The sequence below is a fragment of the Kribbella sp. NPDC050470 genome, from assembly GCF_044458365.1.
Taxonomy (GTDB): Bacteria; Actinomycetota; Actinomycetes; order Propionibacteriales; family Kribbellaceae; genus Kribbella.
Genome location: NZ_JBITHV010000014.1, coordinates 257,660 through 272,614 on the forward strand (window position 1 = coordinate 257,660; position 14,955 = coordinate 272,614).

At 69.4% G+C, this 14,955-nt stretch carries 16 protein-coding genes; 9 read left to right on the forward strand and 7 right to left on the reverse strand.

The genetic code is table 11. The features are described 5' to 3' along the window. Positions 1–129: 129 nt before the first annotated feature. Positions 130–846 (reverse strand): DUF4328 domain-containing protein, encoded by a 717-nt coding sequence (locus ACIBGM_RS38415; protein WP_396388339.1) that lies wholly within the window; start codon positions 844–846, stop codon positions 130–132. Between the two features lie 146 nt (positions 847–992). Between ACIBGM_RS38415 and ACIBGM_RS38420 the strand changes: the two genes are divergently transcribed. Continuing rightward, positions 993–1,466 carry a methylated-DNA--[protein]-cysteine S-methyltransferase gene (locus ACIBGM_RS38420; RefSeq protein ID WP_360527923.1) on the forward strand — a complete coding sequence of 158 codons (474 nt, stop codon included), beginning with the start codon at positions 993–995 and terminating at the stop codon, positions 1,464–1,466. Positions 1,467–1,673: 207 nt separating this feature from the next. Beyond that, positions 1,674–2,003, forward strand: a complete 330-nt coding sequence (locus tag ACIBGM_RS38425) for a hypothetical protein (protein ID WP_396388340.1) — start codon at positions 1,674–1,676, stop codon at positions 2,001–2,003. Between the two features lie 148 nt (positions 2,004–2,151). On the opposite strand, the gene ACIBGM_RS38430 is transcribed toward ACIBGM_RS38425, so the two are convergent. Beyond that, positions 2,152–2,907, reverse strand: coding sequence for a hypothetical protein (locus tag ACIBGM_RS38430; protein ID WP_396388341.1), 756 nt, complete (start codon positions 2,905–2,907; stop codon positions 2,152–2,154). 338 nt (positions 2,908–3,245) lie between these two features. Between ACIBGM_RS38430 and ACIBGM_RS38435 the strand changes: the two genes are divergently transcribed. The 3 genes from ACIBGM_RS38435 (at position 3,246) to ACIBGM_RS38445 (ending at position 5,594) form a co-directional block, all read left to right on the forward strand. Continuing rightward, positions 3,246–3,788 carry a peptidylprolyl isomerase gene (locus tag ACIBGM_RS38435; RefSeq protein ID WP_396388342.1) on the forward strand — a complete coding sequence of 181 codons (543 nt, stop codon included), beginning with the start codon at positions 3,246–3,248 and terminating at the stop codon, positions 3,786–3,788. Between the two features lie 74 nt (positions 3,789–3,862). Then, a complete protein-coding gene (locus ACIBGM_RS38440; RefSeq protein WP_396388343.1) occupies positions 3,863–4,606 on the forward strand; it encodes a rhomboid family intramembrane serine protease in 744 nt (247 codons plus the stop codon). A gap of 52 nt (positions 4,607–4,658) precedes the next feature. Beyond that, the gene (locus tag ACIBGM_RS38445; RefSeq protein WP_396388344.1) at positions 4,659–5,594 is read left to right on the forward strand and encodes an aldo/keto reductase; all 936 of its coding nucleotides are present in this window, start codon (positions 4,659–4,661) and stop codon (positions 5,592–5,594) included. A 181-nt stretch (positions 5,595–5,775) separates the two neighbouring features. Here the strand turns inward: ACIBGM_RS38445 and ACIBGM_RS38450 are convergent, their stop codons facing one another. The 3 genes from ACIBGM_RS38450 to ACIBGM_RS38460 are packed head-to-tail and all read right to left on the reverse strand — an operon-like array spanning position 5,776 to position 9,115. After that, positions 5,776–6,807 (reverse strand): S-adenosylmethionine:tRNA ribosyltransferase-isomerase, encoded by a 1,032-nt coding sequence (locus tag ACIBGM_RS38450; RefSeq protein WP_396388345.1) that lies wholly within the window; start codon positions 6,805–6,807, stop codon positions 5,776–5,778. Next, on the reverse strand, positions 6,804–7,526 hold the full coding sequence (locus ACIBGM_RS38455) for an SDR family oxidoreductase (protein ID WP_360527905.1): 723 nt from the start codon (positions 7,524–7,526) through the stop codon (positions 6,804–6,806). Before ACIBGM_RS38455 ends, ACIBGM_RS38450 begins: the two co-directional genes overlap by 4 nt. A 23-nt stretch (positions 7,527–7,549) precedes the next feature. Then, positions 7,550–9,115 (reverse strand): FAD-binding oxidoreductase, encoded by a 1,566-nt coding sequence (locus ACIBGM_RS38460; protein WP_396388347.1) that lies wholly within the window; start codon positions 9,113–9,115, stop codon positions 7,550–7,552. 118 nt (positions 9,116–9,233) lie between these two features. On the opposite strand from ACIBGM_RS38460, the gene ACIBGM_RS38465 reads away from it, so the two are divergent. The 3 genes from ACIBGM_RS38465 to ACIBGM_RS38475 all read left to right on the forward strand — a co-directional run bounded on the left by ACIBGM_RS38465 (position 9,234) and on the right by ACIBGM_RS38475 (position 12,448). Further along, positions 9,234–9,866 (forward strand): TetR/AcrR family transcriptional regulator, encoded by a 633-nt coding sequence (locus ACIBGM_RS38465; protein WP_396388348.1) that lies wholly within the window; start codon positions 9,234–9,236, stop codon positions 9,864–9,866. After that, positions 9,863–11,404, forward strand: coding sequence for a glycerol-3-phosphate dehydrogenase/oxidase (locus ACIBGM_RS38470; RefSeq protein WP_396388350.1), 1,542 nt, complete (start codon positions 9,863–9,865; stop codon positions 11,402–11,404). Before ACIBGM_RS38465 ends, ACIBGM_RS38470 begins: the two co-directional genes overlap by 4 nt. Before the next feature lie 69 nt (positions 11,405–11,473). Beyond that, positions 11,474–12,448 carry a DUF4328 domain-containing protein gene (locus ACIBGM_RS38475; protein ID WP_396388351.1) on the forward strand — a complete coding sequence of 325 codons (975 nt, stop codon included), beginning with the start codon at positions 11,474–11,476 and terminating at the stop codon, positions 12,446–12,448. On the opposite strand, the gene ACIBGM_RS38480 is transcribed toward ACIBGM_RS38475, so the two are convergent. Both ACIBGM_RS38480 and ACIBGM_RS38485 read right to left on the reverse strand, forming a co-directional pair. Further along, positions 12,439–13,197 (reverse strand): protein phosphatase 2C domain-containing protein, encoded by a 759-nt coding sequence (locus tag ACIBGM_RS38480; RefSeq protein ID WP_396388352.1) that lies wholly within the window; start codon positions 13,195–13,197, stop codon positions 12,439–12,441. The two genes, ACIBGM_RS38475 and ACIBGM_RS38480, sit on opposite strands and share 10 nt — an antisense overlap. Positions 13,198–13,208: 11 nt before the next feature. Beyond that, positions 13,209–14,099, reverse strand: a complete 891-nt coding sequence (locus ACIBGM_RS38485) for an NAD-dependent epimerase/dehydratase family protein (RefSeq protein WP_396388353.1) — start codon at positions 14,097–14,099, stop codon at positions 13,209–13,211. A gap of 177 nt (positions 14,100–14,276) precedes the next feature. Between ACIBGM_RS38485 and ACIBGM_RS38490 the strand changes: the two genes are divergently transcribed. Beyond that, positions 14,277–14,888 (forward strand): pentapeptide repeat-containing protein, encoded by a 612-nt coding sequence (locus ACIBGM_RS38490; protein ID WP_396388354.1) that lies wholly within the window; start codon positions 14,277–14,279, stop codon positions 14,886–14,888. The last annotated feature ends 67 nt before the right edge of the window (positions 14,889–14,955 follow it).

Genomic DNA, 14,955 nt, shown 5'->3' on the forward strand with positions numbered 1-14,955 from the left:
ACATTGATACCACGAAGTAAGTACCCGTGTGGAGCCGGGTCCAGCACGGAGGGTGTCGACTTAACGTGTTCTTTTCGTCCGCCCATCACCACTTGTAACGACGGATCGGACAGTGCGTGACGGTTTGGTTTACCTCGCAGGGGGTTGGAAGCCGGGCTGCGACTCGCCGATCGACCACCACGGCACCCAGGCCCGGTTCGTCTGCAGCTCGTCGATCCGCTGGATCAGGATCACCGCCAGCACGGCCGCCGCGGTGGTGAACAACGCCGAGATCGTGGACAGTACGACGTTCGTCCGCAGGTCGGGGAGCTCGGTCGCACCGCCGATCACCCCGCGCTGGACGATGTTGCCGGTGACCAGGCCGACCACCCAGGTGAGCCACCAGGCCCAGACCAGCCGGGTGCCCGGGATGCCGCGCAAGGTCGCGGTGTGCGGCGGCGTCCGCGGGTCGCTGGCGGCGACGATGTCGTCGACCACCTGCTTGGGGTACCAGAGGTTCACCACCGGGCAGATCCAGCTGCCGAGCACCCAGCCGCGGGTGAACCGGTGCTCGCCGCGGCAGAACATCTCCGCGTTCCACCGGACCCGCCACAGCCACACGACGAACACCGCCGCGGCCGCCAGCAGGGCGAGCGCGGCAACGATCCCGAGCGAGCCGGAGATCAGGTCCGCCTCGGCCAACTGGTCCGGGTCGTCGCCGTACTGCTTCACCGTCTGGTACGAGTACCAGTCGGACCATGCGGTCGCCCAGGTCGACACGGTGACGACCCCGATCAGGATCGACGCGGCCAGGCCCATCGCCCGCTCGGAGCTGAACCAGCGGTCCAGCGGCGGCTGGGTCGACATGTGTCACAAATAGCACAACACGGCGTGACCAGGCGAGAACAACAGGTGTTGGAGGAGGGCGTGTCCGACGCCCTAGCTTGGTGTCGGCCGCGGTCGATGTCGCGAAACGGCCAGAAAGTGTCGGTGCGGGGCGGCAGGATGAGGGTATGCGCTGGTCCGTCATCGACTCACCCATCGGCGACCTGTCCCTGGCCGTCGACGACGCCGGGCTGTGCCGGCTGAACTTCGGGCGGGTCGACCGGCACCTGGAGCCGGACCCGCTGCTGACCGAGACCGCCGAGCAACTGAAGGCGTACTTCGCCGGCGAGCTCAAGGAGTTCACCGTCCCGCTGTCGGTGCGCGGCGGCTCCGAGTTCGAGCGCGCCGTCTGGGCCCAGCTGAGCCGGATCCCGTACGGCGAGATGCAGACGTACGGCGAGGTCGCGAAGATCGTCGGGGACGCGGGCGCGGCCCGGGCCGTCGGCACCGCCTGCAACCGGAACCCGATCGCGGTCGTGGTGCCCTGCCACCGGGTCGTCGGCGCCGGCGGCAAGATGGTCGGCTTCGGCGGCGGCATCCCGCTGAAACGGCACCTGCTCGAGCTCGAGGCGCGGATCACGCTCGAGACGCTCTGGAGCTGATGCGCGTCCGGAAGCGAAAAGGTGTCCCCACCAGCACGCTGTGAAACCTGACGAAGATCTGACACCGTGGCGACGCGTGCGAAGCCGTCCGGTGGGCTACTGGCGGGCTAAGGTCGCTAACAGCGATCACATCGTCACGTTTGAAGCGGGCGCTTCACCTGTGGCGTTTTGGCCCGCGTACCTCCCTGCCCCCCGGAAGACGCATAAATGAACAGAACTCGCTCGACCGCACACCTCCACCCCGACCTGAGCGCCCTGATGGACAAGAGCGCCGAGGACTGGTCCGCACCCGAGATCCAGAGTGCTGCCCGCTCGGCCCTGAAACTGCACGCACCCGACCGCGAGCCGCTGACCTGGGTCAAGCGGTTCAAGATCGTTCCCTGGCTGCACCGCAACGACGCCGTCTGCCAGCACTGCGGCGGCACCTACCCGTGCATCACGCACCGGTACGCCACCCAACTGCTGTCGGCAGGCCGCTACACGATCGCCAAGCCGCAGCCCGAAGACGACGAGAACACCCAGCAGAACCTGAACTGAGCCGATTCTCGTCCGGCGTCGTTCGCGCAAGGCGACGTCGAAGGCAAACGAAGGCCGCGAACCCCCTTCCGGGGGTCGCGGCCTTCGCCGTTGCGGTGGTCGGAACATGCAGTCGCCGGTCACCCGGCGGCCGGATGCTGCTGTCCGGTCAGGTGTCGGACGGCTTCGGGTTGCTCGTCTTCCGCGGGGTGGTCTTCTTCGCGGCGCCGTTGGCGGCCGCGTTCACCTCGGCGTCCGCGTCCTCCTTGGCGGTCTCGGTCGTGGCCGACTCCGCCTTCGGGGCGTCGGTCTTGCCGTTCGACTCGGCCTTGGCGTCCGGCTTCGACTCGGTCCGGGTCTCGCTCGGGCGCGACGTCGTACCGGCGGGGGCGGAGCTGTAGTCGCGGCCGCTGGTCGGGGTCGACTGCCAGGCCGGCTCCGGCGGGGTCAGCAGCTTCTTCACGGCCGCCGCGGCCAGGGCGCCGAAGCCCAGGAACAGCACGACCTTGCGGACGCGGTGGCTCTTCTTCCTCGGTACGTCGAGCTCACCCTTGAGCGCGGCCTTGGTGGCCCTGCCCCGGCGCGAGGTCTCCTCGACGACCGGCTCGGCGGCGGCCGCCAGCGACGCGAGCGCCGCGGTCACCTTCGGCAGCACGTCATCGTTGAACCGCTCGCGGGCCTTCTCGGCCGCGTGCTCGGTGGCCGGGCCGACCTTGGCCAGCGCGTCGTCGATCACCGGGCTCGCCTTCTCCACCGCGACTCCGGCGTAGTGCGCGCCGCGCTCGACGGCCTTCTCGGCGTACGGCGACACCTTCTCCCGTGCGGTGCCCACAGCCGGACCGATCTTCTCCGACGCGGACTCGGCAAGCGGCCGGACCCGATCCTTCGCGGTCTCGACCCGGCCCTTGGACTTCGACAAACCCACGGTTCCCTCCTCGGTGCCGCCCGCCTCGGTGGGCAGCCATCTGGCCCATCGGCGGTATGGACGCAACTGATACGACTCTGGACAAATCCGGCTTCGTCTGCATCGTACGACGTACCCAGCCGACAAACCCGCTCCCGAGCATCCAGCCAGGCAGCTTGTAACGATCCATCCCACTGAGCCCCCGGTGCCCACCCACCCCCACCGCAACCCCAGGCCCCCTGACCCTCGAGCCTCAGAGCGGAGTGGATGGTCGTGCTTTTCGGGCGGTCGGTGGGGGTTTGCTTGGGGGCGCATGACAGGATCGATGACGTAAGCCGTAACGAATAGGAGTGACTCCCGTGGCCGAAGAGCTGTACGCGACCCTGCAGACGACGAAGGGTGACGTCGTCATCAGGCTGTTCCCCGATCACGCGCCGAAGACGGTGAGCAACTTCGTCGGCCTGGCCGAGGGCACCAAGGAGTGGACGGACCCGCAGACCGGTCAGCCGAGCAACGCCAAGTTCTACGACGGCCTGACCTTCCACCGGGTGATCGACGGCTTCATGATCCAGGGCGGCTGCCCGCTCGGCACCGGCACCGGCAGCCCGGGCTACGCCTTCGACGACGAGATCCACCCGGAGCTCAAGTTCGACCGCCCGTACCTGCTGGCGATGGCGAACGCCGGCATCCAGTTCGGCAAGGGCACGAACGGCTCCCAGTTCTTCGTCACCGTGGTCCCGACCCCGCACCTGAACCGCAAGCACACGATCTTCGGCGAGGTCGTCGACGACGAGTCGAAGAAGGTCGTCGACGCGATCGCGACCGCGAAGACCGCGCCGGGCGACCGGCCGATCGAGCCGATCGTGATCAACGCCGTCGTCGTCGAGCGCCGCAACGCCTGATTCTTCTCTGCGGGCCGGGCCGTGTGCCAGCACAGCCCGGCCCGCGCCGACACTCTGGGGAAGGACCGCCCGTCGTGACCGAGACCGTCTGCTACCGGCACCCGGATCGGCCCGCCGGGGTTCGGTGCCAGCGCTGTGACAAGCCGATCTGCCCGGAGTGCATGAAGAGTGCCGCGGTCGGTTTCCAGTGCCCGAACTGCTTCGCCGACGGCGTGAAGTCGGTGCCGCGGACCCGGACGTCGCTGGGCGGTATCCAGCGCGGGAACCCGCAGGTCGTCACGATCACGATCCTGGCGATCAACATCCTGGTGTTCATCGCGGTGCGCGCGGGCAGCAGCCGGATCGTCAACGACCTGGTGATGGTCCCGGTGCTCGTGGAGTCGGAGCCGTGGCGGCTGCTCACGTCGGCCTTCACCCACGTGCAGATCTTCCACATCTTCGCGAACCTGTTCATGCTTTACCAGGTCGGTCCGCCGCTGGAGCAGATGCTCGGCCGGACCCGGTTCATCCTGCTGTACGTGCTGTCCGCGCTCGGCGGCAGCGTCGCGGTCTGGTTCCTCGCCGCTCCGGTGTCGGCGACCCTCGGCGCGTCCGGCGCCGTCCTCGGCCTGGTCGGCGCGCTGCTGGTGATCAGCCGCGCCCGCGGCATGGACGTCACCTGGATCCTCGGGTACGTCGCCGTCACCGCAGTCATCTCGGTCCTGCTGCCGAACATCTCCTGGCAAGGCCACCTCGGCGGCTTCGTCGTCGGCGCAGTCGTCGCCTGGCTCTTCCTCCAAGACACCAAGCGCCGCCGCAAGAACAAAGCCCGGACATGACCCCCGACGAGATCACCGGCGTGGACTCCTTTCTGTACGGGTGTGTCGGCTGATGCGGTACCGGCTGTTCGGGCCTACCGGTCTGCGCGTGTCCGAGCTCTTCCTCGGCGCGATGCGGTTCCACTCCGTCGACCAGGCCCAGCCGATCGTCGACCGGTACGCCGACGCGGGCGGGAACATGATCGACACCGCCGACGCGTACGGCGCGAGCGAGGACATCGTCGGCGAGATCCTGGCCGGCCGCCGGGACCGCTTCGTGCTCGCCTCGAAGTACACGCTGTCCCGGGACCGGACCGACATCAATGCCACTGGCAACCACCGGAAGAACCTCCGGCTCGCGCTCGAGTCCAGCCTGCGCCGGCTGCGCACCGACTACCTCGACATCTATTGGGTGCACTACTGGGAGCGACACACCCCGATCGAGGAGACGCTGCGCGCACTCGACGACGCGGTCCGGGCCGGCAAGATCCTGTACGCCGGGATCTCCGACGCACCCGCCTGGCTCGTTGCTCGCGGCAACACGCTGGCCGAGTGGCGGGACTGGTCCGGGTTCGCCGGGCTGCAGGTGCCGTACAGCCTGCTGCAACGCGACATCGAGCGCGAACTGCTGCCGATGGCGGAAGCGTTCGGCATGACCGTCGCCGCCTGGGCGCCTCTTGCCCACGGCAAGCTCGCCAAACCCGCCGGCCCCGATGCCGACGAGCGCGAGCGGGCTGTGCTGGCCGCAGTACAAGAGGTCGCGAAGGAGTTGGACGTCACGCCGTCACAGGTGGCGCTTGCGTGGACCCGAGTGCACTCGCGCGCCGTCCACCCGTTGGCCGGGGCGAGCTCGGTCGAGCAACTGGCGGACAACCTGGCCGCGATCGACCTCGCCCTGCCCGCGGACGCCGTACGACGCCTGGAGTCCGCGACCGCGTTCGAGCTCGGCTTCCCGCACAGCTTCATCACCCCCGACCTGCTCGACCCCGAGCACATCGACGCCCGTTGAATCTTAAATGGCCTAGGCCACAATTCCTGATCGTTTCGGTGAACGCCCATCACCACCGCGCCCACCGCTCGTCGTACCAGGTGACGTCCCGACGGGGGACCAACTTGGTAAGGACATCCCGATGAGTCCACGTGCGGTAGACAAGCGAGCACGGCCAGGCAATGAGCACCACCACTGCTCGTCAGCGCAGCAGCAGGCAGGTGTCGCCGAATTCGTGCCAGAGGTAGCTCCGGTTGAGGGCCGCGTCGTAGGCGCGTTGGACGGTGTCGCCGCCTACGACCGACTCCAGCAGGAGCAGGTGCGAGGCTTCGGGCGCGTGCATGCCGGTGACGAGGCCGTCGACGACGCGGACCGGGTGGTCCGGGCCGAGGACAAGGTCGGTCCAGCCGTGCGAGGCGGTGACCGAGCCGTCGGCGGTGACCGCTGACTCGACTGCTCGCACTGCAGTGGTCCCCACTGCGATCACCCGGCCGCCGTTGGCCTTCACCCAGTTCACCAACCGAGCCGTGTGCGCCGGTACGTCGTACCGCTCGGGCAACGGTGGTTCGTGGCTGTCCAGCGAGGACACACCGCAGTGCAGCAGGATCGGCGCGATCAGTACGCCTTCCGACGCGAGGTGACTGACCAGCTCGAAGCTGAACGGCCGCGCCGCACTGGGCATCTCCGCGCTTCCAGGCTCGCGTGCGAAGACAGTCTGGTACGACGCAAGCGGCCAACGCCGGCCGACGTACTTGTAGGTGATCGGCCGGCCGTGCCGCTGCAGATAGCCCACCACGTCGGGTACTGGCGGCTTGGCTCGCCACAGCCGCGTGGAGTCCGGCTGGTACGGCGCCAGCAACGTCAGCACGCCCTCCGGCAGCTCCACCTGGTCGCCGGACGTGCCGCCGAACATCGGTGCGCCGCCGTTGCGCAGCTCGACGACCCAGGTGCCGTCGTCGAGTGCAGTGGAGAAGTGAACCACGACAGGCGCCACACCAGAGCCGGTGATCCACGAGCCGTCGACTGCGGCGGGCAGCGTGCCGGACGTGTTCACCAGCAGGAGGTCACCGGGTCGCAGGTGCTCACCGATCCGGTCGAACCGGGTGTGCGTGACGGTCGACCCCTCCGCGACCAGCAGCTTCACCTGGTCCCGGGACAGACCTCTCGCCTCGGGTGGTTCGGTGGCGTTCAGCGAGTCGGGCAGGACGAACCTCGTGTGGGGGTGCACCCTCACGACGTCACCGCCGGCGCGAACTCGGCCGCTCGGTACCGGCCACTCTTGGGACGGCTGTCGAGCAGCTGCAGGAACGCCGGTACGACGGTCGCCGGCTCGGGCCGGTCCGAGATGTCCTCACCCGGGAACGCAGCCTGGTGCATCGCCGTACGAAGGTCACCCGGGTCGACGGCGTAGACGGCCAGCGACGGGTGCTCGGCGGCCAGGACTGCGGTGGCGTGGTCGAGAGCGGCCTTCGCGGAGCCGTAGCCGCCCCAGCCTTCGTACGCCTCGACTGCCGCGTCGGAGCTGATGTTGAGCAGCACACCGGATGCTGCGGTGAGTTCAGGGAGCAGTGCCTGGGTGAGTGCGATCGGTGCGATCACGTCGACCTCGTACACGCGTCGCAGCTCGTTGAGGTCGGCCTGTCCGAGCGGCTGCAGCGGACTCGGGCCGAGGTAGCTCGCGTTGTTGACCAGCAGGTCGAGTCGGCCGCCGAGCTCGATCACCGCGTCGACCAGATCGGCACGGTGCTCGGGATCGGTGACGTCGCCGGCCAGCGGTACGACGTCGGTGCGGCCGGCCAGCGCGTCGGCGGCGTCCTTGAGGGCGTCGGCGCCGCGGGCGTCGATCACCAGGGCCCACCCGCGGTCGGCCAGCCCGTGCGCGAGCGCCAGCCCGAGACCGGCGGACGCGCCGGTGATGAGAGCGACAGGACGGTTGGATGCTTCAGGAGTCATGCCACCAACCGTCATACTTCAAGTCAACTTGAGGTCAAGAGAATCCCCGGATTCATCACGTTGTCCGGGTCGAGCACCCTTTTGACCGCCTGCAAAGCTTCGACTGCGAGCGGTCCGATCTCCTCCGCATAGGCAGTCCGATGGTCGGTGCCGACGCCGTGGTGATGACTGATCGTGCCGCCGGCCGCTGCGATCGCCTGGCTGGCGGCGGCCTTCGCCGTACGCCACTGCGCGACCGGATCGTCTGTCTGCGCCGAGATCACCGTGAAGTACAGCGACGCACCGGTCTCGTAGACATGCGACACATGGCAGAGCACGAGCGGCGGCGTGCCTTGCTCGGTCAGCGACTTCACCAGCGCCTCGGTCACCGCAGCCTTCAGCCCCGGCAGCTTCGACCAGAACGCCGCCGTCTCGAGCGTCTCCACCAGCGCGCCCTCGTCCAGCAACGGATCCCGCAGGTACGGCGCCCGGTACCGCCCCACGCGCCAGGTCTCACCCGGACCCTCACCCAAGTTCTGCCCACCGGCCGCGGTCAGCGCCTCAGCCGTCGCCGCGTTGTACGGCCCATCGAACCCGACGATCGCGAGCACGCCGCCCGACCCGCCACCCAGCACATCCGGATCGGCCAGGTTCACCGCCGTCTCCGCCTCGTCCGACAACCGCAGCACGGTCGGCAACGGCCCGTCCTGCGCCAATCGCCGGATCGCGGCCAGCCCGGCCTCGAAGTTCTCGAACCGCCAGCCCTCGAAGTGCCGCTCGGCCGGCCGCGGCCGGATCCGTACGACGACCGACGTGATGATCCCGAACGCGCCTTCCGACCCGAGCACCAACTGCCGCAGGTCCGGACCGGCCGCGGACATCGGCGCCCGGCCGAGCTCCACGGTCCCGCGCGGAGTCGCGAGCGTCAGCCCGACCACCATCTGGTCGAACCGCCCGTAGCCCGCCGACGACTGCCCACTCGACCGCGCCGCCGCGTACCCACCGATCGACGCGCCCTCGTAGGACTGTGGAAAGTGCCCGAGGGTGTACCCGCGCTCGGCCAGCAACGCCTCCGCGGCCGGACCACGGACGCCTGCCTGCAATGTCGCCGTACGCGAGATCTCGTCGATCGCCACGAGTTGGTCGAGCCGGCGCAGGTCGACCGTGATGAAGCTCCGGTCGGCAGCCAGGCCGCCGACGACCGACGTACCACCTGAGTAGGGGACGACGGCCAAGTCTTCCTCGGAGCAGGCGGCGAGCAGGGCCTGCACCTCGTCGTGCGAGCCGGGGTAGACGACAGCGTCGGGCATGTCGGTGGTGTCGCCCGCGCGATGCCTGAGCAGGTCCGGAGTCGAGTAGCCGCGAGTGTGCGCCCAGCGGGAGTCCAGGTCGGTCGTGACGTGATCTTCGCCGACGATCGTGGCCAGGAAGTGCAGTTGCCCGGTCGTCAGGCCGGGCCGGTATTCCGGATCCACGGGTGCCGAAGCGGGTCGCCGTACGCCGAGATGCTTCAGCGCGTCGACGGCCGCAGCCGGGAGCTCGACGCGGCGGTCGGGGTCGCCCCAGCGGCCCGGCGTGAGATGCACCACCGGCAGGTCCGACTCGGTCATTCTGATCTCCCGATCGCTGGGCTGGAGGGGTAGCGTCCGTGGCAGGTGCGACCCCCTGGCTCCCACCTGCCACGGACAGTTCCCGGACGCCACAGTCGCTGATACACTCTGACGTGTGATGTCTCAGCGTAGCAGCGAGTCGGCTCAGGAAACAGCGTCCGAGACCAGTGCGCGTCCAACGCCCGCCAACGCGATCGGCGAGGAGCGGATCCTGGACGCGTCCTACGAGCTGCTGCTCGCGATCGGGATGCGCCGGATGACGATGGCCGACATCGCCCGGCACGCCGAGGTCTCCCGCGCGACCCTCTACCGGCGCTGGCCGAACGTGCAGGCCGTGGTCGCCGCGCTGATGACCCGGGAGTGGACCACCGCGCTGATGTCCGCGTTCCAGCCCGACGCGGTGGACGGCCGGTCCCGGCTGGTCGAGGGCGTGGTCGAGGTGGTCGCCAAGACCCGCGTGCACCCGCTGATGCGCAAGATCATCGAGCTCGACCCGGAGTTCCTCACGCCGTACCTGCTGGAGCGCCGCGGCAGCAGCACGGTCGCGCACCTCGCGCTGGTCGAGGAGGGCATCAAGGCCGGCCAGGCCGACGGCTCGATCCGGTCCGGCGACCCGGTCTGGCTCGCCCGGCAGATCATTCTCGTCTCGCTGGCCTCGGCCGTGTCCGGGCCGGTGATGGCCTCCAAGGACGAGTACCCGCATCTCGATGACGAGCTGCGGGTGATGCTCACCAGGTACCTGACGCCATGATCAGCGTGGGCAACGCCAGCCTGAACGCGGCGCGCCGGACCCGCGAGCTGGAGTGGCTGGACACGGTCGGCAAGGTCGACGTGCTGGTCATCGGCGGCGGAGTCACCGGTGCAGGTGTTGCCCTGGACGCGGCCGCGCGCGGCCTGACCGTTGCCCTGGTGGAGAAGCACGACCTTGCGTTCGGCACCAGCCGGTGGAGCTCGAAGCTGGTGCACGGCGGGCTGCGGTACCTGGCCTCCGGCCACGTCGGCATCGCGTACGAGAGCGCAGTCGAGCGCGGCATCCTGATGAAGACGACCGCGCCGCACCTGGTCCACCCGGTGCCGCAGGTCGCTCCGTGGTTGCCACAGGCAAGGTTGGCCCAGGCCGCGATGCTGCGGGGCGCGTTCCTCGGCGGCGACGTCCTGCGCACGTTCGCGCGGACCAGTGACGACTACCTGCCACACTCGCGCCGGGTCAGCTCGGCCGAGATCCTCCGTTACGCGCCGACGCTGCGTCCGGACGGCATGCGCGGCGGCTTCCTGACCTGGGACGGGCAGTTGTACGACGACGCCCGCCTGGTGGTCGCGATTGCGCGGACAGCAGCGCAGTACGGCGCTCGCGTGCTGACCCGGGTCGCAGCCACCGACGTCACCGGGCGAGGCGCCGTACTGGTCGACCAACTGACCGGACAGCGGCTGCAGGTCGACGCGTCGGTTGTGATCAACGCGGCCGGGATCTGGGCCGACCAGGTCGCCTCGGAGATCAAGCTCCGGCCGAGTCGGGGGACCCATCTGGTGCTGCCGCAGTCGGCGTTCGGCGGGCTGTCCGCCGTACTGACCGTTCCGGTGCCTGGTCAGCTGCGGCGCGTCGTGATGGCGATCCCGGCGCCGGACGACCGGGTGTACGTCGGGCTGACCGACGAGGAGGCCCCCGGACCGGTCAGCGACGTGCCGCATGCGACCGATGCCGAGATCGACTTCCTGCTGTCCACGATCAGCTCGGCCGTGCAGGTGCCGCTGACGCGGTCCGACCTGCTGGGGACGTACGCCGGCCTGCGGCCACTGCTCGACACCGGTCACCACAAGGGCGAGGACAAGACCGCGGACATCTCCCGTCGGCACGCGGTGATCACGAGCGCCGACGGGCTGGTGACGATCGTCGGCGGGAAGCTGACGACGTACCGGCGGATGGCGCAGGACACGCTCGACAAGGCGCTGCAGCAGTCCACCCTCGCGGTACGGCGGCCCTGCTTGACGCACCGGATTCCGCTCGTGGGCGCGGCTGACCGCGTGCGGTTGGCTGCCGTGCGGGCGCCGTCACGCTTCGTCCAACGGTACGGCGTCGAGGCGCCGGACGTGATCGCAGGAGCGCCGTCGTTACTGGAGCCGATCGCGCCGGGGTTGCGGACCACGTTTGCAGAGCTGCTGTTCGCCGTACGGCATGAGGGTGCGCTGACCGCGGACGACGTACTGGATCGGCGGACGCGGATCGGGTTGTCGGCCGCGGACCGCGAGCTGGCGATGCCGGCGGTCCGGGAGGCGTTCGCCGGCGTCTGACCTCGGCCTGTGGATAACGGGTTGAACGCTCCCAGGGCTGGGTTAACTTGGCTGCGAGGGGGTGAAGAGGTGACGCAGCCGTACCCGGGGCCTGGTGGTCCGCAGCCGTTCCGGCAGCCGTATCCGGTGCCGCATCGACCAGGGCCGTATCAACCTGTGCCGAGTCAGCCCGTGCCGCCGCGGTACCGGCCGTTGCGGAAGATCGCGCTGGTCAGCATCGCGCTGATGGGGCTGACCGCGGTCGGCGCGGTGATCCAGACCGCGCTGATGTGGAGCTCGTACGACGAGGTCAAGCGATTCGTGTACGGGTTGCTGTCCGAGGAGGAGCTCGACCGGGCGGTCAGCTCGATCGCGGGCACCGGGCCGCTGCTCAACCTGGTCAGCTACCTGCTGATGGGGACGGCGATCGCGTTCCTGATCTGGCTGTGGCAGGCGCGGGAGAACGCGGACTTCCTGCACTCACCGTTCGCCCCGCAGCCCCGCGAGCAGCAGGGGCAGCTGCACCGGCATGCGAACGGCTGGGTCGTCGGGTCGTGGTTCTGCCCGGTGGTGCAGTTCTGGTACCCGCTGCAGATCGTCCAGGACGTCACCGCCGCGAGCGAGCCGCCGTCGGAGCACGGTGTGTCCCGGCGCGGCCCGATTCGGGCGCTGCTCTACGGCTGGTGGGCGACGTGGACCGGGTTCTGGGTGATCGTGGTCGGCGGCACCGGGTTCGCGGTCATCGCGTTCATCGTCTGGATCGTGCGCCTGGTCGATGCGGCCGACACTGCGGACCAGACCGGCGACTACGTCGACATCTACGACCTGCAGGACTTCATGGTCCGGGTCGCGCTGAGCGTCAACATCGCCTTCACCGTGGCGACCGTGCTCCTGATCGCGGCCGGCGTCGCCGCCTCTTTGCTCCTGCTTCGCGTCACCCGGTGGCAGCACGACCAGTCGACGATGCCGCCGCCGACTGTTGCGCCACCCGAGCCGCCGCAGTACGCGCCGCGCTACAACCAGCCCGGCCCGACGTTCCCGTCGTACCGCCCGTATCAGGGGTAGGCGAGGACGGCGGTTGCGTCGTCGTACCGCTTGCCGCGGAAGCTCGCCGCCGGCGCATCCGCGTCGTAGGCCCAGACCCGCTCGGCGAGTTCGCGGGGTCCGTCCGCGCTGAGGACGTCGAGCAGGTCGTCCCAGGTGTGGCCGTAGCGTTCGACGTACCGGGCCGCACCGTCGGACAGTACGGCGATCGCCTCGACGTCTGCGCGGTCCGTCGTACCGGCGACCGCCTCGTAGGCAGCCTTGGGCTGGGTGCTCGCGACCCAGAAGCCGCCGGGCTGGTTTCGCAGCCGTCGGACCGCGTCAAGGGTGTACTCGGGCAACAGATCGATTCGATCGTCGCTGTGCACGGACACCTGTCCGCCGGCCGACCTCATCACGACGGGCGAGTCAGCCAGGACGAGGTGTTCGACGGTGTCCACGCCCACCCGGACCATCGCGACGGTGGACGAGGGGCTGTCCGGGTTGTCGAGGTCACAGCTGTCGGCGTGGCCGGCGCAGACCGCCGCGATCGCCTCGGCGAGCAGGTCCGGCAGCGGCGCAGTCGAGCGAGACAGCAGAGGTACGACGAGCTGAGCGCCCAGTTGACCGACCAGCCAGGCCACCGTGTGCCGGCAGCCGGAGTCGACGCCTCGCGGTGCGGTGGCACCGTCGAGGACGACCACGAAGTCGGGTCCGGTCAGGACGAGATCCTCGTTCACCGCCGGCGGTCGGCGGTCGGGCGCGGGCTGGCTGAACGAGCGGATCTGCACCTGCCCAGTCTCTACGGTCGCGCGGCCCAGCTGTCGGCGAGGGACTGCTCGAGGGAGATCTTCGGGGACCAACCGAGCTGCTTGCCGATCAGCGCGGTGTCCGCCTGCTGCCAGGTCGCACCGCGGATTGTGTCCGGCCGGGCTTCCTCGACGATCTTGGCCGGCTGTCCACTCAGTTCGAACAACTGACCGGCGACGTCGCGCGCCAGACTCGCCCGTCCGGTGCCGACGTTCAGGACCGGCGGCGGCTTGGCATCGGCGAGTGCCACCGCGACCACCGCCTCGGCGACATCGCGGACGTCGACGAAGTCGCGCCAGACGTCGAGCGACCCGGCCTCGATCGTGTGCCTGGACCGTAGGTCCCGGATCACCCGGCCGGTGAGCGTGCTCTCCGGAGCGTCGGGGCCGATCACGTCGAACACCCGGAGGACGACCGCGTCGGCGCCGTTGCGCTGGGCGCGGAGCACGAGCTCCGAGCCGGCCAGCTTGGTGAGGCCGTACGGGCCGGCCGGGCATGGTTCGGTCTGTTCGTCCTGGCTGGTGCCTTGTGGCGCACCGCCGTACTCGGCGGACGAGCCGAGGTGGACGAAACGGGCATGGCTGGCGTGGTCCCGGGCCGAGGCGAGCAGGGCCTCGACCGCGATCACATTGGCCCGGACCAGGGTCGCTGAGTCACCCAGCGTGGCGCCGGCCGCGTTGATGACGACGGTCGGTTTGTACATGCCGATCTGGGTGTCCAGCGCGTACGGGTGCATCGCGGCCAGGTCGCACAGCCGGTGCGGCTCACCGCGGCTCCGGCTCAGGCCGCGGTACTCGATGCCGCGGTCGGCGAGCAAAGCGCAGATCCTGGCGCCGAGGAAGCCTCCCGCGCCGAACACCATCACCCGCTCAGTTCCGGTCACTCCTCCATCGTGCGGTCCGTACTTGTCGGTCGGCCTTCCGTTCTCCGTCGTACCCATCACAAATGCACCAGCCGCCGACTTGCGGCACTGTGTCGGTACGGCGTGACAGGCTGGCCGGGACGTCTCAGCGACCGGGACGTCTCAGCGACCGGGACGTCTCACTGACAGGGGAGCGCGATGCCAGACCGAGTGGACGGGCGGCCGCCGGCGCCGACCGAGTCGACGATCCGCGACTGGGATGACGCGGACCCGTCCGGCGAGACCTACCGCCGGGTGCTGTTCATCGACTCCGACCTGACCGAGGTGGACAACCGCGGCGGGGTCTTCGAGGAGTGCACGTTCCGCGGAGTCCGGTTCAACGCGTCGACGCACACCGACGCCGCGTTCGTGAACTGCACGTTCGTCCGCTGCTCGCTGTTCGACACCACGTTCACCCGGTGCAAGTTCGTCGGCAGCTTCTTCGACGACTGCACCTACAACCTGCTGAAGGTGTCAGGCGGCGACTGGTCGTTCACCGGGCTCCCGGGCGCGGACCTGCGCGGGACCGAGTTCACCGGGGTGAAGTTCCGGGAGGCGGACCTGACCGGCGTCCGAGCGGCCAAGGCGGTGCTGCGTGATCTCGACCTGTCCGGCGCGTCGCTGCACCGGGCCGACTTCACTGCGGCCGATCTCCGTGGCTCAGACCTCTCCACCCTCGACCCACTCACGGTTGAGCTGAAGAACGCCCGGGTCGACATCACCCAGGCGATGGTCATCGCCACGTCGCTCGGCCTCGATGTACGGCCTTAGGTCAGCAGACAGCTCCTGAGCCTGTGGATATCTCCGTGTGATCGTGTTGGCATCCCCCGTTTCATCC

What these genes read in the sequence shown, in the direction of transcription:
- ACIBGM_RS38415 (WP_396388339.1), bottom strand. Translation starts at nt 846, where the DNA reads ATGTCGACCCAGCCGCCGCTGGACCGCTGGTTCAGCTCCGAGCGGGCG.
- ACIBGM_RS38420 (WP_360527923.1), top strand. Translation starts at nt 993, where the DNA reads ATGCGCTGGTCCGTCATCGACTCACCCATCGGCGACCTGTCCCTGGCC.
- ACIBGM_RS38425 (WP_396388340.1), top strand. Translation starts at nt 1,674, where the DNA reads ATGAACAGAACTCGCTCGACCGCACACCTCCACCCCGACCTGAGCGCC.
- ACIBGM_RS38445 (WP_396388344.1), top strand. Translation starts at nt 4,659, where the DNA reads ATGCGGTACCGGCTGTTCGGGCCTACCGGTCTGCGCGTGTCCGAGCTC.
- ACIBGM_RS38455 (WP_360527905.1), bottom strand. Translation starts at nt 7,526, where the DNA reads ATGACTCCTGAAGCATCCAACCGTCCTGTCGCTCTCATCACCGGCGCG.
- ACIBGM_RS38460 (WP_396388347.1), bottom strand. Translation starts at nt 9,115, where the DNA reads ATGACCGAGTCGGACCTGCCGGTGGTGCATCTCACGCCGGGCCGCTGG.
- ACIBGM_RS38465 (WP_396388348.1), top strand. Translation starts at nt 9,234, where the DNA reads ATGTCTCAGCGTAGCAGCGAGTCGGCTCAGGAAACAGCGTCCGAGACC.
- ACIBGM_RS38470 (WP_396388350.1), top strand. Translation starts at nt 9,863, where the DNA reads ATGATCAGCGTGGGCAACGCCAGCCTGAACGCGGCGCGCCGGACCCGC.
- ACIBGM_RS38490 (WP_396388354.1), top strand. Translation starts at nt 14,277, where the DNA reads ATGCCAGACCGAGTGGACGGGCGGCCGCCGGCGCCGACCGAGTCGACG.